Origin of the sequence: Pseudoalteromonas sp. SR44-5, assembly GCF_014163675.1 — a bacterium.
GTDB lineage: Bacteria > Pseudomonadota > Gammaproteobacteria > Enterobacterales > Alteromonadaceae > Pseudoalteromonas > Pseudoalteromonas rhizosphaerae.
Window position 1 is genome coordinate 1,298 of the sequence record NZ_JACJDT010000051.1, and the last position, 20,266, is coordinate 21,563.

The 20,266-nt window shown below is 40.3% G+C and carries 15 protein-coding genes, 12 tRNA genes and 2 pseudogenes; 11 read left to right on the forward strand and 18 right to left on the reverse strand.

The features are described 5' to 3' along the window. Positions 1–2 precede the first annotated feature (2 nt). Positions 3–75: transfer RNA gene (locus H5154_RS19540), tRNA-Val, on the reverse strand. An 880-nt stretch (positions 76–955) separates the two neighbouring features. Here H5154_RS19540 and H5154_RS19545 point away from each other — a divergent pair. From H5154_RS19545 to H5154_RS19580, 8 genes are all read left to right on the forward strand, one after another. Continuing rightward, positions 956–1,031: transfer RNA gene (locus H5154_RS19545), tRNA-Ala, on the forward strand. Between the two features lie 39 nt (positions 1,032–1,070). Next, a tRNA-Glu gene (locus H5154_RS19550) sits at positions 1,071–1,146 on the forward strand. Positions 1,147–1,292: 146 nt separating this feature from the next. Then, positions 1,293–1,368 (forward strand) — tRNA-Glu (locus tag H5154_RS19555). A 90-nt stretch (positions 1,369–1,458) separates the two neighbouring features. Then, positions 1,459–1,534, forward strand: a tRNA-Glu gene (locus H5154_RS19560). A 90-nt stretch (positions 1,535–1,624) separates the two neighbouring features. Next, a tRNA-Glu gene (locus H5154_RS19565) sits at positions 1,625–1,700 on the forward strand. Between the two features lie 90 nt (positions 1,701–1,790). Next, a tRNA-Glu gene (locus H5154_RS19570) sits at positions 1,791–1,866 on the forward strand. A gap of 183 nt (positions 1,867–2,049) precedes the next feature. After that, a tRNA-Glu gene (locus H5154_RS19575) sits at positions 2,050–2,125 on the forward strand. 317 nt (positions 2,126–2,442) lie between these two features. Further along, positions 2,443–2,709, forward strand: coding sequence for a DksA/TraR family C4-type zinc finger protein (locus tag H5154_RS19580; RefSeq protein WP_145240701.1), 267 nt, complete (start codon positions 2,443–2,445; stop codon positions 2,707–2,709). A gap of 90 nt (positions 2,710–2,799) precedes the next feature. On the opposite strand, the gene gloA is transcribed toward H5154_RS19580, so the two are convergent. From gloA to H5154_RS19600, 4 genes and pseudogenes are all read right to left on the reverse strand, one after another. Next, positions 2,800–3,201 (reverse strand): lactoylglutathione lyase, encoded by a 402-nt coding sequence (gene gloA / locus H5154_RS19585; protein ID WP_145240703.1) that lies wholly within the window; start codon positions 3,199–3,201, stop codon positions 2,800–2,802. A 53-nt stretch (positions 3,202–3,254) separates the two neighbouring features. Next, positions 3,255–4,286 (reverse strand): serine hydrolase, encoded by a 1,032-nt coding sequence (locus H5154_RS19590; RefSeq protein ID WP_182719354.1) that lies wholly within the window; start codon positions 4,284–4,286, stop codon positions 3,255–3,257. 234 nt (positions 4,287–4,520) lie between these two features. Continuing rightward, positions 4,521–6,431 (reverse strand): aminotransferase class V-fold PLP-dependent enzyme, encoded by a 1,911-nt coding sequence (locus tag H5154_RS19595; protein WP_145240707.1) that lies wholly within the window; start codon positions 6,429–6,431, stop codon positions 4,521–4,523. Positions 6,432–6,789: 358 nt separating this feature from the next. Beyond that, positions 6,790–6,978: pseudogene (locus H5154_RS19600) on the reverse strand (endonuclease III); the annotation flags it as partial. A 39-nt stretch (positions 6,979–7,017) separates the two neighbouring features. On the opposite strand from H5154_RS19600, the gene H5154_RS19605 reads away from it, so the two are divergent. Both H5154_RS19605 and H5154_RS19610 read left to right on the forward strand, forming a co-directional pair. Next, entirely contained in the window at positions 7,018–7,335 is a 318-nt protein-coding gene (locus H5154_RS19605) for a hypothetical protein (protein ID WP_149980691.1), read from the forward strand. After that, positions 7,332–7,886, forward strand: coding sequence for a GNAT family N-acetyltransferase (locus H5154_RS19610; RefSeq protein ID WP_182719342.1), 555 nt, complete (start codon positions 7,332–7,334; stop codon positions 7,884–7,886). Before H5154_RS19605 ends, H5154_RS19610 begins: the two co-directional genes overlap by 4 nt. Positions 7,887–8,003: 117 nt before the next feature. On the opposite strand, the pseudogene H5154_RS19615 reads toward H5154_RS19610, so the two are convergent. After that, positions 8,004–8,252 (reverse strand): annotated as a pseudogene (locus H5154_RS19615) (endonuclease III); the annotation flags it as partial. A 115-nt stretch (positions 8,253–8,367) separates the two neighbouring features. On the opposite strand from H5154_RS19615, the gene H5154_RS19620 reads away from it, so the two are divergent. Further along, complete coding sequence (locus H5154_RS19620) at positions 8,368–9,759, forward strand: alpha-amylase family glycosyl hydrolase (RefSeq protein WP_182719343.1); 1,392 nt, start codon at positions 8,368–8,370, stop codon at positions 9,757–9,759. Positions 9,760–9,858: 99 nt separating this feature from the next. Here H5154_RS19620 and nth read toward each other — a convergent pair whose 3' ends face one another. The 12 genes from nth to H5154_RS19680 all read right to left on the reverse strand — a co-directional run bounded on the left by nth (position 9,859) and on the right by H5154_RS19680 (position 19,323). Beyond that, a complete protein-coding gene (gene nth / locus H5154_RS19625; RefSeq protein ID WP_145240715.1) occupies positions 9,859–10,491 on the reverse strand; it encodes an endonuclease III in 633 nt (210 codons plus the stop codon). Positions 10,492–10,528: 37 nt separating this feature from the next. Then, positions 10,529–11,227 (reverse strand): electron transport complex subunit E, encoded by a 699-nt coding sequence (locus H5154_RS19630; RefSeq protein ID WP_145240717.1) that lies wholly within the window; start codon positions 11,225–11,227, stop codon positions 10,529–10,531. Further along, positions 11,224–11,859 (reverse strand): electron transport complex subunit RsxG, encoded by a 636-nt coding sequence (gene rsxG / locus H5154_RS19635; RefSeq protein ID WP_182719344.1) that lies wholly within the window; start codon positions 11,857–11,859, stop codon positions 11,224–11,226. The genes H5154_RS19630 and rsxG overlap by 4 nt, the downstream gene beginning before the upstream one ends. Further along, a complete protein-coding gene (rsxD, locus tag H5154_RS19640; RefSeq protein ID WP_182719345.1) occupies positions 11,856–12,914 on the reverse strand; it encodes an electron transport complex subunit RsxD in 1,059 nt (352 codons plus the stop codon). Before rsxD ends, rsxG begins: the two co-directional genes overlap by 4 nt. Then, positions 12,914–15,454 carry an electron transport complex subunit RsxC gene (rsxC, locus tag H5154_RS19645; RefSeq protein WP_182719346.1) on the reverse strand — a complete coding sequence of 847 codons (2,541 nt, stop codon included), beginning with the start codon at positions 15,452–15,454 and terminating at the stop codon, positions 12,914–12,916. The genes rsxD and rsxC overlap by 1 nt, the downstream gene beginning before the upstream one ends. A gap of 9 nt (positions 15,455–15,463) precedes the next feature. After that, the gene (gene rsxB / locus H5154_RS19650) at positions 15,464–16,018 is read right to left on the reverse strand and encodes an electron transport complex subunit RsxB (RefSeq protein ID WP_145240725.1); all 555 of its coding nucleotides are present in this window, start codon (positions 16,016–16,018) and stop codon (positions 15,464–15,466) included. 1 nt (position 16,019) lies between these two features. Further along, the gene (rsxA, locus tag H5154_RS19655; protein WP_145240727.1) at positions 16,020–16,601 is read right to left on the reverse strand and encodes an electron transport complex subunit RsxA; all 582 of its coding nucleotides are present in this window, start codon (positions 16,599–16,601) and stop codon (positions 16,020–16,022) included. Between the two features lie 249 nt (positions 16,602–16,850). Continuing rightward, positions 16,851–18,794 (reverse strand): EAL domain-containing protein, encoded by a 1,944-nt coding sequence (locus H5154_RS19660; RefSeq protein WP_182719347.1) that lies wholly within the window; start codon positions 18,792–18,794, stop codon positions 16,851–16,853. Positions 18,795–18,944: 150 nt separating this feature from the next. After that, positions 18,945–19,021 (reverse strand) — tRNA-Asn (locus tag H5154_RS19665). A 27-nt stretch (positions 19,022–19,048) separates the two neighbouring features. Then, a tRNA-Asn gene (locus H5154_RS19670) sits at positions 19,049–19,125 on the reverse strand. A 23-nt stretch (positions 19,126–19,148) separates the two neighbouring features. Continuing rightward, positions 19,149–19,225, reverse strand: a tRNA-Asn gene (locus H5154_RS19675). A 21-nt stretch (positions 19,226–19,246) separates the two neighbouring features. Next, positions 19,247–19,323, reverse strand: a tRNA-Asn gene (locus tag H5154_RS19680). Between the last annotated feature and the right edge of the window lie 943 nt (positions 19,324–20,266).

A 20,266-nucleotide genomic window follows, 5' to 3' on the forward strand; every position in this document is an offset into this window, starting at 1 on the left:
GGTGGGTGATACTGGACTTGAACCAGTGACCCTCGCCTTGTAAGGGCGATGCTCTCCCAACTGAGCTAATCACCCACATATAAATTAAAACGCTACTATTAAAATAAATAGTACTGGACTTTAACCAGTGAACCTCGCCGTTACTTGTAAATAGCGGTGATGCTCTCTTTTCTTAGAACTGAGCTAATCTCACATCTAAACAACAACTCATTGCTGCGTTGTTGTGGGGCGCTATTATAGATAGAGTTGTAAATGTGTCAACACTTGAATGAGGAAAAATGTTTTAGATGCAGGTTTTATAATCAATGCAGTAAGATTGAGATTGTTTTATAGCCAATTTACTTACATTCAATCTATATGTGCAATCAATTTACTCATTATTTAATGCAACACTTCAATAGCTAGTGGTGCCTGTTAGTCAAAAGCGGATTTGTTTTTTAATCATGAAGGAGGAGGTTACAGTCAATCGCATTGCAAAATCCAAATACCGTTAGTTAAATACGATTGATATAAAACACCGACTGTAACTAATGGAGCCTCTGTGATCATATAAATAACTGACAATAGAGCGGGGGCGTTACAGTTAATTGCTCGTATGTTCATCTTAAATTCGTTTTACTTGGTGATGAAAACGTTGTTATGAAAAACAAGAAAACACTCCGACTTTATTTTGCATATAAATGTATACCTTATTGTTTTGATGTTTTAGAGTATATTTCACCTTAGTTAATCTATATTGTGCGCCTTTCAATCCTAATTTTTGTTTTGAAACAGCTCCCTTGCATGTATTTTGAGCGTCGCGGTTTATTCATTATTCAGTTTGTTGAAAATTAAACCGTTTAAAGAAAGTTACTGAAAAAAATGTTGACATTATTTTGGTGGCTGCATAGAATGCGCCCCGCACTCAGCGATACACAGCACGGTTTAACTGCGCAAGTGTTTAGCAAAATAAATTGGGGCTATAGCTCAGCTGGGAGAGCGCTTCGCTGGCAGTGAAGAGGTCTGCGGTTCGATCCCGCATAGCTCCACCAATTTATTAAAGTGTTTGTCCTAGGGTAGCAGTTTTCTGTGTCCCCATCGTCTAGAGGCCTAGGACACCGCCCTTTCACGGCGGTAACAGGGGTTCGAATCCCCTTGGGGACGCCACTTAACTTTTATAAGTTAAAGGCGGGTAAACCGAGAAAATAGCGAACAAGTTAAGCTCGAGTCTTAATTTGTACTTAATCGCAATTACCTTAATCAGCTCAGGATGTGAGCATAACTAATCAATTGTCCTAGTGATACATTTATGTGTCCCCATCGTCTAGAGGCCTAGGACACCGCCCTTTCACGGCGGTAACAGGGGTTCGAATCCCCTTGGGGACGCCACTTACTATTTCTATAGTAGGTGTAGTGTTATTAAGATAGCTCGCCTGAAACGAGTTAAACCATTCAGTTGTCCTAGTGACACATTTATGTGTCCCCATCGTCTAGAGGCCTAGGACACCGCCCTTTCACGGCGGTAACAGGGGTTCGAATCCCCTTGGGGACGCCACTTACTATTTTCATAGTCAGTGCAGTGTTATTAAGCAGCTCGCCTGAAACGAGTTAAACCATTCAGTTGTCCTAGTGACACATATTCTGTGTCCCCATCGTCTAGAGGCCTAGGACACCGCCCTTTCACGGCGGTAACAGGGGTTCGAATCCCCTTGGGGACGCCACTTACTATTTTCATAGTCAGTGCAGTGTTATGAAGCAGCTCGCCTGAAACGAGTTAAACTATTCAGTCGTCCTAGTGACACATATTCTGTGTCCCCATCGTCTAGAGGCCTAGGACACCGCCCTTTCACGGCGGTAACAGGGGTTCGAATCCCCTTGGGGACGCCACTTACTTATTTTAAGTAATGTATAAAGCAGTGTGACACCGCACTATCTATGCACGACGTTAACAAGAGTACTAATCTCTTGGGGACGCCACTTACTTATTTTAAATAGGGAAGTGCAGTGTTATTAAGCAGCTCGCCTAAAACGAGTTAAACCATTCAGTTGTCCTAGTGACACATATTCTGTGTCCCCATCGTCTAGAGGCCTAGGACACCGCCCTTTCACGGCGGTAACAGGGGTTCGAATCCCCTTGGGGACGCCATTTACTTTTTTTAAGTAATGTGCAAGAAAGTGTGACACCGCACTCTCTATACACAACGTTAACAAGAGTACTAATCTCTTGGGACGAAACTTACTATTTATTAGTAAGATAGCTTTTATTAAAAAGCCTGTAACATCAGTTTAACTGCATTTCTATAGTTACTTCAGAATTATTCATCCAAGTTAAAATCTAAAAATTAAATCTTTTATATAATAATTCCTAAATTTTATTAGTATCTTTCCCTTTCTTATATTCAGCTTAAATAAACTTCATCTATGTTAGCGTACATATAAACGTCCAAATAAATAGGAGGTTATATGGCAAGTGGATGGGCACGAGAGGGTGCAATTCAAGATCAAATTGATGCCAGCGTTAATGATGCTGTGCAATATGCTAGAAGTAATTTAGTTTCTGGAGCTAGTGCCGAGCTATGTGAAGAATGTGATGAACCAATACTACAAGCACGAAGGCTCGCGTTACCTGGTGTGAAGTATTGTGTAAGTTGCCAAGCTGAACTAGAAGGTAAAGGCACGCTTTCTAAAGGGTTTAACCGACGTGGCAGTAAAGACAGTCAATTACGATAAAAAGGTGCATACAGCACCTTTTTTAATATCGTATCAGAGTTGAGCTTAAATAAATAAAAAGCGGATTAGCAAACCTATTACATATATTTGCTAAAATTTACTCATATTTTCTTTCTTCTGAATTAATTCAATTGAGTAGCCATCTGGATCTTTTACAAAAGCAATTTCTGTTGTGCCGCCTTTAACAGGTCCTGGCTCACGGCTAACATTGCCGCCAGCGGCCTTGATATCAGCACAGGCTTTATAGATATCATCAAACTCAATCGCGATATGACCATAGGCATTGCCTAAATCATAGCTGTCGGTATCCCAGTTATAGGTCAGCTCAAGTACTGCTGTGTCTTTTTCATCGCCATAGCCTACGAAGGCTAGGGTATAGCGATACTCTTCGTTATCAGCACGGCGTAACTCTTTCATGCCGAGTACTTGAGTATAAAACGCAATTGATTTATCTAGATCAGCAACCCGTAACATGGTGTGTAATAAACGCATTTAAACCCTCTTTAAAATTCACATAAATTTTTGATAACGCAGCTACTCTGTAACTACTGCTGCGCTGTTAAAATATCAATAATCCGATTATAAATTATTTCTGTGAGCAACACAGTATCATTGCCATTAGTATTTATAAACTGCACAACGACTGTATCGATATCTTTATAATAACGAGCAATGCTTGAATACCCTAATACCCAACCTGTGTGCTCATATTTATAGAGTGATGCGTACAAAGCTTGCTCTTGTTCACTAAAAAATGTGCCATTATTTAATGCCACAATAAAGTCGCCCACATCTTGTGCTGTTGCCACATACCCTTGATCAAGTGCTTTAAAATCATTTTCGTAGCCAACATAATAGCCACTCATTAATAGCGCTAAATTTATCTCATTTACAGACTCGAAGGTATTCGTTAAGCCCAATGGCGTTAAAATCTCGTTTTTAATAAATTGGTTATGGTCATAACCCAGCACATTAGACATGATTTTCCGCAGCAACAAATAATTAGTATTAGAATAGCCGTAATCAGCATCAGGGCTAAAATCAGCGGGAGTATCGAGTACTAATGCAAGCGGGTCGGGGTAGGTGATTGACCAATCAAAATGATCAGTGTCTGTGTAATTGGGTATGCCACTTCTGTGCTTTACCATCATTCGTAGTGTTATCTTATCTGCATTTTCAATGCGTCCAATTAACGATGGAAGATAATCAGCCAGTGTTTTATCTACATCAATTAGTCCAGCAGAGGCAAGTTTTGTTAAGGCTGATGCATCATACAGCTTACGGATACTGCCAATCTTAAACAAAGCAGTAGCATAAGCGGGGATTTTTTGATCTCGATTATGCCAACCGTTTGCAAAAGATTCAGGTTGCTGTCCTTGTCTATGAATATACACAATAATGCCATCGACTCCTTGTTCAATAGCCTCTTGTGTTTGTTCTTTGATCGTCGCCGGTAGCGGTTGCAAGTAATATAAAGCAAACTGCCAAGGGGCAAAAAAGTATATGCTCATGATGGTGACAATAAATGCAGCAATGCGCATTAAAGTAAGCGTTTTTTTGTTCTTAACTAGCATTATTACGCATCCGCTTCATTTATTTTTGTAGTGTCAGGGTCAGTTCTTTAATCTACTATACTTCGTATTATTTACTCTGTCTTATCTTTAAATTCTGACGTGATATTACCTAATATTAACATTAGCTTAGCACACCAAGTTCTATTAACGTGGCCTAGAATTATAACGCACTAAACAGCAATATCGTGTGACATTGCTGTTTCGTTATAAGGAGTTCGACTGTATTAAAGTATATTTTTACTTTTGAACTTTGCCCTTAAGAACATAGATTTCACCATCAAAACTCCCTTGAATCGTCAAACCTTGTCCTGCTAACTCTTTAAGGTACTCTATATGTTCCTCAGTAATATGCTGTCCCGGCACCAAAAGAGGAATACCTGGTGGATAGGGGGTGACTAAACCGGCACAAATACGGTTGTTACTTTTACCGATAGGCACAGATTCACGCTCGCCATAAAAGGCATCGCTTGGAATACACGCTAAGTCTATTGCTGGTAGATTCTCAGGCAAGCGAGATCGTCGCGTCGATTTTGACAACTTCACTTTACCGCTGTCGAGTTTTTTGAGCGCATTATAAAGACGAATTATTTTTGAGCGCGTGCCGCCAAGCGTCAGTAACACTAAGATGGTGCTGTGAGTGTACTTCTCTATTTCTAGGCCAATTTCATCCAGCAGGTATTTATGAATATCCTTTAATGAATAAGGTAATTCGCTAATATCGATGAGAATTTTTAGCGGATCGTGACCCATGTTATCACCACTAAAGTGCGGAAATATTTCCATAAAGTCTTGCTTACCTAGTACTTTAATTTGTTTGAGTGAAGCCATCTGTTGTTTAAATTCTTCCACATGGTTCAACAAAGCATTGAGTAACTTATAGCCTTCCATCTCTAACTGCTTTTGGCACACGTCAAGCGATGCGATAAGCTGATATTTTGGCGATGTACTGGCGTAAATACTGTAAATCTCGCGAAAGAAATCAGCATCAAAATCGGGATCGTTAACATGAATATAAGACGCCTGAGAAAACGCCGATACCACTTTATGTGCTGAATGGGTGACGTAGTCAGCGCCAGCATGAATGGCGGAATAGTATCGTAGGCTTGGATGAAACAGAGAGTAAGCAAACCACGCTTCGTCAATAAATACTTTAATACCATGTTGATGGGCAAACTCTACCACCTGTTTCAGATCGCTCAGTAGGCCATCGTAAGTACAACCGGTGAGGACTAGCAATTTCGCATCGGTATTTTGTTCTATCGCCTGTTTAATGTCGGCCAACGACGGCGGCGCGAAGATGCCATATTTTGGATTTAAAATACTCGACAAATAAACAGGTAAACTCGCTGATTGTAAAATGCCATAGTGCACAGATTTATGACAATTGCGGTCGATAATCACTTTATCGCCCTTGCGCAGCAATGTCTGCAAGATGATTTTATTTGAGGTAGACGACCCATTGGTAACGAAATAGGTATGCTTAACCTCAAACGTCGCCGCTGCTGACTCTTGCGCACGGCCAATGGTATTGGTGCTATCTGACAATGAACCTAAAGAGTCCACTGAAACCGACAGATCGCCAACGAACACATTACGACCATAAAACTGATAAAAATCTTTGATATAAGGGGAATTTCTAAAGCTAGAGCCACCGCTGTGTCCCGGTGTATGCCAAGAGTCGTTCGCTTCGCCAACATAACGGCGATACGCCGTCCAAAATGGGGTTTCTGAGCGGTCATCGAAATCGTTGATCATATAGCCTAAAATTGCTTCAGGATCAGAAATCACCTCATCTTTAAAGAAAAAAGACTCAATCTCCTCCGACTCATTAACGATTTCTAGCCCTTTCGTATCATCGCCAATAACATAAACAGGCAACTCAAGGCGGATCCCCTTTAACTGCTCGATAAAGCGACTATAAGTGCGCTCGCCAACCTTATTTTGCAAATCCCAGCTAAGCACTACGGCCTGAATATCGCCATCTTCCTCTACAATGTCCAATGCTTGTTTTAGCTCAAGACGCTCAATAATATCGATATGAATATCATCTCGCTCAAAATTTGGGATGGTTTTCGACAGATTAGTAGAAAGCTCTTGCAAGGTGGCGGGGTCTTGCTCGATTAACAAGATACGAAGTATAGGTAACATAGGAATTCTCGCAATAAAATTTCATAATGCTCAACAGCATAACTAAAGGATTGACGCTTGTGAAATTAATACTTTGAAAATATTCTAATAATTACGCCAAATCACGAATAAACAGATTTTATTTAAATTGATTTACAAGGTATGGAAAATGAAAGGTGCCAAAGTTAGGCACCTACTTTAATAAACAGAAAAAAAGACTGGAATGCGAATTAATCACTGAGCTTATTCTTATAAGCCTGATAATTGAGGTTTATAATTAATAATCGTTTAAAATGAAGGTGTTTTATCTACAGGTTTGGGTCTATATCTACTCAGTTTTATCTTTAAACTCACACAAGTCTTCAATAATACAGCTGCCTCATTTTAGTTTGCGGGCTATGCAAACATAACGGCCATGTAATATTAGCCAATGGTGTACGTCTACTTTAAATTCTTTGGGGATCACTTTTTCAAGCTTTTGTTCAACCGCGACCACGTCTTTACCCATAGCAAGCTTAGTACGGTTTGATACACGGAATATATGCGTATCTACAGCAATGGTTGGCCAACTTAGATATAAGGAAGGAAGATGTAACTAGCTTTCAAAATGCTGGTAGTTGAAATCCTAAAGAGCAAAGATCATGTGTTTGCATTAGGCATCATCGGAACTTTTAGTTACAAAGTTAATTTGGTAACTCATATTAACTGTGTTGTAGTTGATATAATTACAGCACGAGATAGGGAATTATGTATGAAAGAGGATATTGATGAGCTAAAAAGTGAATTTCAAGCAAAACTTCTATCTTGGAATAATATAAAAAGTAAAAAAATTAAAGTTACATTTATATTCATATTTTTCGGTTTGATTGGATTAAAGGTTTTTACTACTATCTTAACTGTTGATTGGCTTGCAGGGTTAATATGATGATCACTTTTCGCCCACTTAACAAACATGATTTTAACTATTCAAAAGTTATAGACCTTTTTTTCGAAGCTTTTCCAAAAGTTCACAGACTACCAGAATGGCTTGTTAAATACAGAATGAGGAATGGAAAAAATGGCTTTGATATTATTTATGATAATAATAAATGGGTTGGTTTTCTCTACACTAAAGAATATAAACAAATTATCTGTGTAAAGTTTTTTGCTATATCTGAATTGCTCCGCTCAAGTGGTTACGGAAGCAAAGTAATGGATTCTATGAATGAAAAGCATTCAAATAAAAGAATAGTACTCACTATTGAGGAGCTTGATGAAAAGACAGAAAACTATCAACAAAGAGTTAAGCGCAAAGCGTTTTATGAAAAAAATGGGTTCAGTTCTACCGGGTTTATCATAAAAGAGCCAGCTGAGCGGCAAGAAGTCCTTATACGTGGTGGAACTATATCTAAAGAAGAAATAGAAGCTATGTACAAGCATTTTTTAGGAAATTTATTGTTTTCTTTACTTAAAATCGAAGTACTAAAAATTGAATAAGAATACCGTCATTTTAATGTAATTTGTTAGCCATTAGCAGTTAAATAATGCATGCAAAAAACCAACAGCAAAGATAAAAATTTAAAGTTTACTTATTGGCTCAAAAAAGAATAAACATTATTCAGTTTTATCCTTGAACTCGCACAAATCTTCAATAATACAACTGCCACATTTTGGTTTGCGGGCTGTACAAACATAACGACCATGTAAAATAAGCCAGTGATGTACATCTACTTTAAACTCTGCTGGAACAACTTTTAATAGCTTTTTTTCTACTTCAACAACGTTCTTACCCATAGCAAATTTAGTGCGGTTTGATACGCGGTCTATGTGGGTATCTACCGCGATGGTAGGCCAACCGAATGATAATTATCGTAGATAGGCATTAAGACTTACATACGTATTCATGTTAATAGTTTGTTGAAAATAATTTCACTACATCGCATATTGTTAAAACTTAATCGTTTAAGGGGCTTTATAAATGAAAAACCTTTCAATAATATTACTATTTTTAGGGCTGTGTGCCTGCACTAATATAAGTAAAAAAACTAAGACAACAAATATTTCCTCTAATTATGTTCCACAAGAATATGTGAAGTTAACGCATCCTCAGTGGAGTAAGAACGCAAGTTTTTATCAAATTAATACGCGACAGTTCACACCTGAAGGAACATTTGCAGCCGCTGAGCATCAACTACCACGATTAAAAGAACTTGGCGTCGATATTCTTTGGTTAATGCCGATTCATCCGATTGGCGAAGAAAACAGAAAAGGGTCGCTGGGTAGCCCTTATTCAGTAAAAGATTACTACGGTGTTAATCCTGAGTTTGGTACCTTAGATGACTTAAAAAGCTTTGTTAACGCTGCTCACGAATTAGGTATGTACGTTATTCTAGATTGGGTAGCAAATCATAGTGCTTGGGATAATGAATTAAGACATAAGCATCCAAATTGGTATACAAAAAATTCGCAAGGTAATTTTCAACCTACGCCGTGGTGGGATTGGTCAGACATAATCGACTTTGATTATAACGTACCAGAAATGCGTGAATACATGACTGATGCAATGAAGTATTGGGTCAAAGAAGTAAATATTGATGGTTATCGATGTGATGTAGCTGGTTTTGTTCCTCTCGATTTTTGGGAAAACGTTAGGGCGGAGCTAGACGCGATCAAGCCCGTTTTTATGTTAGCTGAATGGGAAATGCGTGATTTACATGCTAAAGCTTTTGATGCTACTTATGCATGGTCTTGGCAGGAAGCTATTCATGATATTTTAAGTGGTCACGCTGATTTAAATAGATTGTTTGTATACTATTCATGGAATGAGGGAGCGTATCCGAAAAATAGCTATCGGATGACGTATGTTTCAAATCACGATGCTAATTCATGGGAAGGAACCGTGTTTGAGCGTTATGGTAGCGAAGAAAAAGTAGCGACAGCAATCGTATTGTCTATTGTCGGTGAAGGTATGCCATTAATTTATAATGGACTTGAAGCTGGGAATATTAAGCGGCTTGAGTTTTTTGAAAAAGATCCTATCGAATGGAAAGAACATAAATTTAAGCCATTGATTCAGAAGCTCTTAGCTTTGCAGAAACAAAATAGTGCGTTGTGGCATGGTGAATATGGCGCGACAATGGAGCGTATTTATAATACTAATCCGACAGAGGTGTTTAGTTTTATCCGCGAAAATACCAAAGATAAAGTGTTTGTTGTGATTAATTTTTCTGATAAAGAGCAAGATATTCAATTTATGGGTCCACAAACAGCTGGAGTATATACAGAGCTATTTAGCAAACAAAAGGCAACGCTTACTGAAGACGCAAGCCTTAAGTTGGCGCCTTGGGAGTATAGAGTTTATGTCCGGTAATGTTTAAAGGTTAAGCGTTTATTTGAGGTTTTCAAATTAAGATAATCATACGTAGGGCACATATCGTATGATTATCTTAATATTTCAATTAAAAATTAGTTACTCAGTCTTTTCTTTAAACTCACATAAATCTTCAATTATACAGCTGCCACACTTTGGCTTACGCGCCACACAGGTATAACGTCCATGTAAAATGAGCCAGTGATGTACATCTACTTTAAACTCTGCTGGTACAACTTTTAATAGCTTTTTTTCTACTTCAACAACGTTCTTACCCATAGCAAATTTAGTGCGGTTTGATACGCGGTCTATGTGGGTATCTACCGCGATTGTCGGCCAGCCGAAGGCGGTGTTGAGTACCACATTGGCAGTTTTACGGCCAACGCCGGGTAGGGCTTCTAGGGCTTCACGATTCTCAGGCACTTCGCTGTTGTGCTTATCAACTAAAATTTGGCACATTTTGTACACATTGGCAGCTTTAGAATTAAACAAACCGATGGTTTTAATGTAATCGCGAAGTTTATCGTGGCCTAAATCTAAAATTGCTTGCGGCGTATTGGCGACGGGAAAGAGCTTACGGGTGGCTTTATTTACCCCAACGTCAGTTGCTTGTGCTGATAGCGTTACCGCAACTAACAGTTCAAACGGGCTTGAATATTCAAGCTCGGTTTCTGGATGTGGGTTTTGCTCGCGCAAGCGAGAGAGTATTTCGTATCGTTTTTCTTTATTCATGCAACTTAAACGCACAGTAAATACTGTGCGCTTCCCCTTAAGTTAAACTGGTGACCCTTGCTCGTGGGCCTTTTTCGGCCACTGGTGGTGCTACTTGTTTTGCTTTTATTTGCGCATCAATGACATTTTTAGCAGCAATCAGTAAGCCCAAACCTAAAAATGCACCGGGTGGTAAAATAGCGAGCAAAAATTGATTATCAAAACTAAATACTTCAATGCGTAAAACCGATGCCCATGGGCCCAGTAGTAAATCGGCGCCATCAAATAAGGTACCTTGGCCGATCAACTCACGCATTGCGCCAAGCACAACCAGTACTACCATAAAGCCAGAGCCCATCATTAAACCGTCAAACGCTGATAAATGAATCGGGTTCTTAGAGGCATACGCTTCAGCGCGGCCGATAATAGCGCAGTTAGTAACTATCAGTGGAATAAATATTCCCAGCGATTGATATAAGCCAAACGTATAGGCATTCATTAATAGCTGCACTATGGTTACAAAGCCTGCGATAAACATCACAAATACAGGAATGCGGATATCTTTTGGCACGAAATTACGCACCGCAGAAATTGTGACGTTCGAGCCAACTAATACCAGCAGAGTGGCTAAACCGAGGCCCATTGCATTGGTTATCGTTGATGTTACGGCCAGTAGTGGGCACAAACCGAGTAATTGCACGAGGGCAGGGTTGTTTTTCCACATTCCTTCGTTAAACAGTTCTTTTAATTGGCTCATGGCTCACCTACTTGGCATGCGTTATCAGCACTAAATACCGCATCGAAATTGTTTTTTGAGAATAACACAGCGTGTTTTACTGAGCCAACCACGGCGCGTGGTGTAATGGTAGCGCCAGTGAATTGATCAAAGTCTCCGCCATCTTTTTTTACAGCCCAGCGAGTATCGTCGTCATCAAGTACAGTTTTATTTTTAAATGAGGTGATCCAAAGAGATTTTTTCATTTCTACTTTATCACCAAGACCAGGCGTTTCTTCGTGTTTAGTAACACGTACTCCGGCAACGTCTCCGTTTGCAAATACGGCAGTTAATAAACTTATATCGCCGCTATAACCTTTTGGCGTCACGTGGCGCATTACTAAAGCAACAGGTTGGCCACCCTTGCGAGCACGATAAACGGTTTGTGGTTTATTACCAAGTAGTGGATCATCAATGATGGCACAATCTTGATAAAGAGTATTATCGTAAAAATCAGGGGCGAGTACATCTTGCAGCTGTAATGAAAGTTGTTTGCGCTCTTGCTCTGCAATACTGTCAGCCGTGAGGTTATGGATAATACCAACAGCACCGGTAGTGAGCAGGGCAAACAGGGCTAAAATAGCGCCATTTTTTGTCATTGATGAAATAATCATTTATTCACCCCATGGCCATAAGTACGTGGTTGAGTGTAATAGTCTATCAGTGGCACGGCCATATTGAGTAGTAACACAGCAAACGCCATGGCATCTGGGTAACCGCCAAAAGTACGGATCAAATAAACTAATAAACCAATCAATGCGCCGTAAATTAACCGGCCGCGATTAGTGGTAGCTGCCGAAACCGGATCCGTGGCTATGAAAAAGGCCCCTAACATGGTTGCACCACTAAATAAATGAAATACCACACCAGGCTCAGTACCAGGTGCTGCGATATAACCAATTGCGCTGCACACAGCAATTGATGCAAGTACACCAACTGGGATATGCCAATTTATAACTTTGGCTTTAATAAGGTATAAGCCACCGATTAAAAAGCCAAGATTTACCCAGCCCCAACCTTGTCCTAGCCAACTATTAAAAATAGCGGCTTGCATGCTTTCAGATACGGTTAAACCATGAGCGATATCAGTCTTGATGGTATCCAAAGGTGTGGCCATTGTTACGCCATCAACCCCAACTCTAAGTTGATCAACACTAAAACCTGCACTGGTAAAGCCATTAAAAATAACGCTAAGCTGTTGAGTAAGACTAATTGGGTTTGCCAGTAAGTCACTAACTGGCATCCAAGTGGTCATTTGCACAGGGAACGAAATAAGCAATAACACGTATGCAGCCATGGCAGGGTTAAATAAATTGAAACCAAGGCCACCATAGAGCTGTTTAACAATGACGATGGCAAAAAAGCTACCGATCACAATAACCCACCATGGGGCGAGTGGCGGAATACTTAATGCTAATAAGACCGCAGTAAGCCATGCACTGCCATCTCCAAGCGCAGGCCATACAGGGCGCTTGCGAATAAGCATAATAATGGCTTCACTGATACTAACCGTGACTAACGCTAAAATTAGCTGGATCAATACACCCGTACCAAAAAAATACAGTTGTGCGATAAGTCCAGGAATACAGGCTAAGATCACTGTTTGCATCAACCTGCTAAGTGATTTATGACTGTGGCTATGCGGCGAACTGGCCATCGTTAGCTTCATTACTTATCACTTCCTTCTTGTTGTAATTTTTTAGCCTTTGCACGGGCAATCGCAGCGGCAATAGCGGCCTTTTTCTTATCTTGTGCGGTCTGTTCTGGTTTATCTTCAGCGATTTCAGCTTCGTTTATCGCTGTAGCCGAAGTTTCATTTTCAGCATCGTCGTTTTCTACGCTTGCTGCTTGTTCAGCTTTTGCAGCCTTTTTCGCTTTCGCGCGGGCAATAGTGGCAGCGACAGCGGCTTTTTTATCATCGGCAGGTGAGGCTGTAGCGACTTCACTTTCAGAATTGTCGTTTTCTACGCTTGCTGCTTGTGCAGCCTTTTTCGCTTTCGCGCGGGCAATGGCGGCAGCGACAGCGGCTTTTTTATCATCGGCAGGTGAGGCTGTAGTAATTTCACTTTCAGAGCTGTCGTTTTCTACGCTTGCTGCTTGTGCTGCCTTTTTCGCTTTTGCACGAGCAATAGCAGCAGCGACAGCGGCTTTTTTATCATCGGCAGGTGAGGTTGAAGTAACTTCACTTTCAGAACTGTCGTTTTCTACGCTTGCTGCTTGTGCTGCCTTTTTCGCTTTTGCACGGGCAATTGCAGCAGCGACAGCGGCTTTTTTATCATCGGCAGGTGAGGCTGTAGCGACTTCACTTTCAGAGTTGTCGTTTTCTACGCTTGCTGCTGGTTCAGCCTGTGCTGCCTTTTTTGCTTTAGCACGAGCAATTGCAGCGGCTACAGCGGCTTTTTTATCATCAGTAGGTGCAGCAGTCGTGTTATCGCTTTCATCTTCTGATGCCGCCGCTTTTTTCGCTTTAGCGCGGGCAATCGCAGCGGCCACGGCTGACTTTTTATCATCCGGATCAGCAGCTGTACTGCTTGCGGCTTTTTGCTCTTTGTATTTGCGAGCTTGCTCTTTGCGCGCTGCGCGCTCTAATGCTACGTCACTGTTATCTGGTTCAAGCGTTGCTTCTTGATTTTGTTTTTTAGCTTTGGCGCGAGCAATTGCAGCGGCCACAGCTGATTTGTCGTCATCTTTTGCTGGTTTGTTTTTAACGCGTGCTAGAGCATCGGCAATTTTTTGTTTTTCGTCAGCCGATTTTTCAGCAGCTGGTTTGCGTTTATGGCGATTTTGTCGTGCTTCTTGCTCCCGCTCTAGGCGTTGTTTTCGAAGTTCAAAGCGCTCTTTCGCACGTTCAGCTTTAACTTGCTCAGCTTGCTGTTCTTTTATTTCAACTTTAGCCACACGGTAATACTGCACCAGCGGAATTTCACTTGGGCACACATACGCGCAAGCACCGCATTCAATACAATCAAACAGGTTATGCTCTTTCAGTTTGTCGTATTCTTTTGATTTAGCAAACCATTGTAGTTGCTGAGGCAACAGTGAAGCAGGGCAGGCATCAGCACAAGCACTACAACGAATACAGGCTTTTTCAGGGCCGGGCTCTGCCAGCTCATCATGATCTGGGGCTAAAATACAGTTAGTGGTTTTTACCACGCCGATACGCACCGTTGGCAAAGTAAAGCCCATCATAGGGCCGCCCATTACAACGCGTTGCTGTGGCACTGGTGAAAAGCCTTGGCAATCAAGTAGATGTTTTATTTCAGTGCCTAATAAAGCCCATACATTACCCGGATTATGAATTGTATTACCTGTTACCGTAATAACACGTTCAATTAGTGGCTTACCTTCATAGACAGCTTGATGAACAGCAAATAAAGTGCCGACGTTTTGTACTAACACACCGATATCTGCTGGAATTCCCCCACTAGGGACTTCTTTATTGGTAAGTAGCTTAATTAATTGCTTTTCACCACCAGAAGGATAAACAGTAGGAACTGTTTGAATGATTATTTTGTCATTATACTCAGCCGCTGCCTGCATGGCTGCGATGGCCTCTGGTTTGTTATCTTCTATACCAACGATAGTAAGTGTTGGTGTAAGCAATTGCTGCATGATCTCTATGCCAGCAATAATGCCTGCAGCATGCTCACGCATTAGTACATCATCAGCAGTAATATAGGGCTCACATTCCACTGCATTAACAATAAAATACTCAATTGCTTTGCGACTATCTGCTTTAATATAAGTTGGGAATCCTGCACCGCCCATACCGGCAATACCACGGTCATGAATAATATCGATAAGTTGCTCGTGAGAAAGCTGGCTTGGTGTTGTCACCGGTGCTAACGCACACCAGCTATCTTGGCCATCGGGCTCAATAATTACACACAATTCAGGCAATGCCGATGGATGCGCAGACGGCATTTGGCAAATATCAGTAATAGTACCAGAAGTCGGGGCGTGTATTGGCACCGACCAATTCGCAACAGGCTTTGTAAGTGCTTGCCCTTTAAGTACCTGTTGGCCTTTTTCGACGATCAGTTGACCGTTAGCACCAATATGTTGTTTTAATGGCACAACGAGTTTGTCAGGCAAAGGTAAACGGGCGATTGCTTGACTGTTGGAAATTGTTTTTTGTCCCGGTGGATGAATGCCACCTGGAAACGGCCACACTTTACCTTGTTTTATCTGTGCGATTAGCTTTTCCATAGGGAGCCCTTAATCAATCTGTGTTACTGGAATTGCATCTAGTTGCCATTTCCACGTTTGCTTAGTGGTTTCTACAGGCAGCATATCAATACAGTCAACAGGACAAGGTTCAACACATAAGTCACAACCCGTACATTCATCAATTAAAACAGTATGCATTTGGCGCGTGGCACCAACAATGGCATCGACAGGACAAGCTTGAATACATTTGGTACAACCAATACATTCATCTTCACGTATATAGGCAACGGTTTTTATCGGTTCAGCTTGTTCGCCACCGGCAAGGGGTTTAGCTTCAACACCCATTAAGTCAGCTAATTTTTTTACTGTCGCATCGCCACCTGGTGGGCATTTATTAATTTCATCGCCATTGGCGATGGCTTCTGCATAAGGGCGACAACCCGGATAGCCGCACTGGCCGCACTGTGTTTGCGGTAATATAGTATCGATCTGTTCAACAATCGGATTACTTTGCACTCGATAGCGCACAGCAGCAAATCCTAAGATCAAACCAAAAATGAGTGCTAGGGTTCCCAGCGCAATCAAGGCATAAAACAAGGTCATGTTAAAACTTCACTAATCCTGTAAAGCCCATAAAGGCCATCGACATTAAGCCTGCGGTGATCATCGCAATCGATGCGCCTTTAAAGGGGGTAGGTACGTCAGCAGCGGTTAAGCGTTCACGAAGAGCTGCAAATAATACCAGTACCATAGAAAAACCAACAGCAGCGCCAAAGCCATATACTGCAGATTGTAAAAACGTATGATCCTCTTTGACATTTAGTAACGCAACACCTAAGACCGCACAGTTTGTGGTGATCAAAGGTAAAAATATACCGAGTAAGCGATACAGCGTAGGGCTGGTTTTTCTGACTACCATTTCGGTAAACTGAACCACCACAGCAATCACTAAAATAAAGCTTAGAGTACGTAAATACGTGATATCAAGTGGGATCAAAATATATTGATTAACTAGATAGCTTGTTACAGAGGCAAGTGTTAACACAAAAGTGGTCGCAAGTGACATGCCTATAGCTGTATCCAGTTTGCCAGATACACCCATAAACGGGCATAGACCTAAAAATTGTACTAACACAAAGTTATTAACCAGTACTGTGCCGATCAACAGCAATACATATTCTGTCATGTTCGCCTCAAGCTATAATAAACGCCGACATTATCCTTTTTTATTGGCTGTTTAACAACACGTAGAAGGTAAATAAACGGCTCATTTAATAATGATAGTGAATTGCATTTAGAATTTTATAGCATGATAAATAAAGATTAACTGTTCATTAACCTAGTTACTGACATTTGGAATGATAAAGCAGATCAGGGGAGGGGGAAATAAACTACTAGAAAACTAAAAAGGTGCTCAAAGCACCTTTTAGATTGATTAAATATCTTTTGGCTTTTCGATGTAATAACCTTGCACACCATCAAGACATAAAGTTTCAATAATGTGTTTTTCTTCTTGGCTTTCAACACCCTCAGCAAAAACGCTAACACCAATTCGATGCGCGAGGTCGACCATTAAACGCATAAAGTATTGGTTGTTTTTATCTTCTTCAAGGCCGCGAGTATAGCTTGCATCCATTTTGATAAAGTCAGGTTTTAAATCGCGGAAAAACTTAAACGAGGTTAAACCAACACCAAATCGTTCTACCGTGATCCGAGCACCAACACGGTGGATCATATCTATAAAGCGTTTACTGGCTTTAATATTTTGCTGTAAGCCAAATTCACTCACTTCGAATACCAGTTTTGAGGCAATATTTGTGTCTTTTAATAAACGTCGCTCTAGCCAAATTACGAACTGATCATTGTGTGCGCTTGAGGCGGTAACATTCAAACCAAAGAATTTTTCAGAGAAATTACGGCTCTTAATTTTTTCCAGTGATGAATTAATGATTAACTGATCAATTTCCATCGCCATATCAAGCTTTTCAGCCATAGCTAAAAATGAAGCGGTAGGCAATACTTGGTTTTCTGTTGTTTTAAAGCGCACTTGAATTTCAGCGTAGGCCTTCATGCTTTTACCAATTGGCATAATGTTTTGCATTACCAAATGTACACGCTCAGCTTCAATGACTTCATTAATCACTTTACGCCAGTTTTGATTGCCAAATCCTGCACTTACATTATTAACTAAATCAGTTTCGCGTTGTATATGCCAGGCGTTAGCTTGTTTTGATTGGGCCATGCTCATAGCATTGTCTACTATCGAAAGTAGCTCACCTAAGGGTTTGCCTTTTTCATAAGCGACGATCCCAGTATTTGCTACTGAGCTTAATTCTTGGTTTTGCTGATATTGAGTAAATCGAGATTGTAAGTTATCACCAAAACGTTCAGATTCCTTTAGAGGAGTGTTAGGCAGCACAATCGCGAAATCTGAGCTATTCAAACGAAAAACTTTACTGCCTGTATATGTGCCGCTGATATGTTTAATAATATCAGCCACAGCTTTGACATACTCGTCACCTTTTTGGTAACCACGAGTTTGGTTGATTGCTTGTAATTCACTACAACGAACCATTGCCAAAGAGCCAAAGGTGCTTTTTTCACTGCTTTCAATGTACTTCTCATAATATTCAACAAACATATTACGGTTGCCAAGTTCAGTAACTACATCTTTATAAGCTTCTTGCTTGATAGAATGTGCGGCATTTTGAATATCATCATGCTTACTTTGTAAAAAGTGCGACAGGCGATTAAAGCTCGGCACTAGGTCAACGCCCAGTTGTTTTATTTTGCTGCTATTAATCGCTGTTTCAAGACCGGTGTTGACTTGATTTTGATTGATATAAACATCAATTATCTCAGCCACTGTCATGCTTATATTTCTATTTAGCTTACTAAACATGGTTTTCATGAACACAATGGGAATAATTGCCATTAAACCTGACACTAAAATAACAATAAACATCGCTTGTTGGAGTATCAACCCAAGGTTATTGGCATTAATAGTAAATTCAACTTTGATATCAGACGCTTGATTAACAGCAAATTGAGGACGGATAGAGTTAAAGCTGGTGTTAACTAATTGCGCAATGGCTGGTAATGAAGTAGGGGATGTAATATTTATAAGTTCTTTACCTTGCTGATCACGCAAAATAAATGAAGAAAAAGTATTACCGTCAGCAAGCACTTGCTGAAGTTTATCTGGTGCTATTTCAGCAATAGAATGTTTACTAATATAGTTGTTTACCACTGATTGCGTTTTATGTTGTGCATCGCTTACTGCGTTGTCAAACGCTGACGCAACAAAATAGCCACCAATACTTGCAAACAACATCCAAGATATTAATTGAATAAATATGAGTTTTTTGAAACCAGCCATGTCTTATTCTTTTTAGTAGATCAAAGGGAAGGAATCAGATCCTTGATTAATCAAATTATTTTACACTTATTAAATGTGTATTAAAAAGAAATATTTTGATTGTAGTAGAGTAGTGGAATTGTTTAGGAAAGTCTAATTGATTCTTTAAGTTGGCTCCCCCTCCCCGACTCGAACGGGGGACCTGCGGATTAACAGTCCGTCGCTCTAACCAACTGAGCTAAGGGGGAACTACGATACTTAAATTTTATATGATTTGGCTCCCCCTCCCCGACTCGAACGGGGGACCTGCGGATTAACAGTCCGTCGCTCTAACCAACTGAGCTAAGGGGGAACAATAATCATATTACATAAACTTGGCTCCCCCTCCCCGACTCGAACGGGGGACCTGCGGATTAACAGTCCGTCGCTCTAACCAACTGAGCTAAGGGGGAATCGTTTATGGCTGAAAAGACTGGCTCCCCCTCCCCGACTCGAACGGGGGACCTGCGGATTAACAGTCCGTCGCTCTAACCAACTGAGCTAAGGGGGAAGCGTATGTGCCTTTCAACGGGGCGAAATATTAATGACCGCGCTGCAAAGTGTCAACACATAAAACCGGATAAACAAAAAAAAGCAGTCTGTTCGATGTTTTTATGTTCGATCTGGCTGTTTTGTGGCTTTTTTTCTCTTCATTTAAGCCGTGTAAATCGAGACGCGTGATAAAATCTCGGTTTTCAACGACTAAAAAACAAACAAGTTAACCGCCAGACAAATTATAAAAGTGATCATTTATCTAGTTTTGTACGAATAAATTTATGAAATGTACTTTTTTAACGTTAGCTAATAAAAGCGCAAATTCGCAATAATTAAATTTACTTATGCATTTAATTAGTCGTTAACGAAAAATGCCGAGAAAAAAATGACATACAGATCTGAACCCTTAGTTTAGCGACTTAATACCCATGAGAATAGCAAGGAAATATATATATATTGTTTTATTTCATTTAGTTATATTTATTTTTTCATATTGAATGGGCGTTTAAATAAATGTGACAGGTCATTGGTACAGGGGTTAAGTATGTTTTATGAGCTATTTAACTCAAATTGTCTAAAGTTAGTATTTGCCAACATTGCCGTTAGCGTGTTTAAGCCGTCCCTTTGCACGCCTTTATTAACGTGGCTTTGCAAGAGTTATCCACGGTTTCTGTGGATAACTCTGTTTATGAAACTTTAAGAACGTTGGCAGAGCCATATTTTTAGGGCACTGTGAGGATATCAAGCATTTAAAACAGTTTTTTTATCTCATTTTAAAACAATGACTTGAAAAAATAAGCTGAAAAGAGCTTCGTTGATGAGTAAATTTATTCGTAACGATTCGATTAGCGCAATTTTTGTGTAAAAATGCAGCACCAGTCGCGATGTTTTTGTGATAAAGGTTATAAAAATGTATTTTTATTGTTTTTAGTAGAGGTTCGAAGTGAAATCGTCGCTAA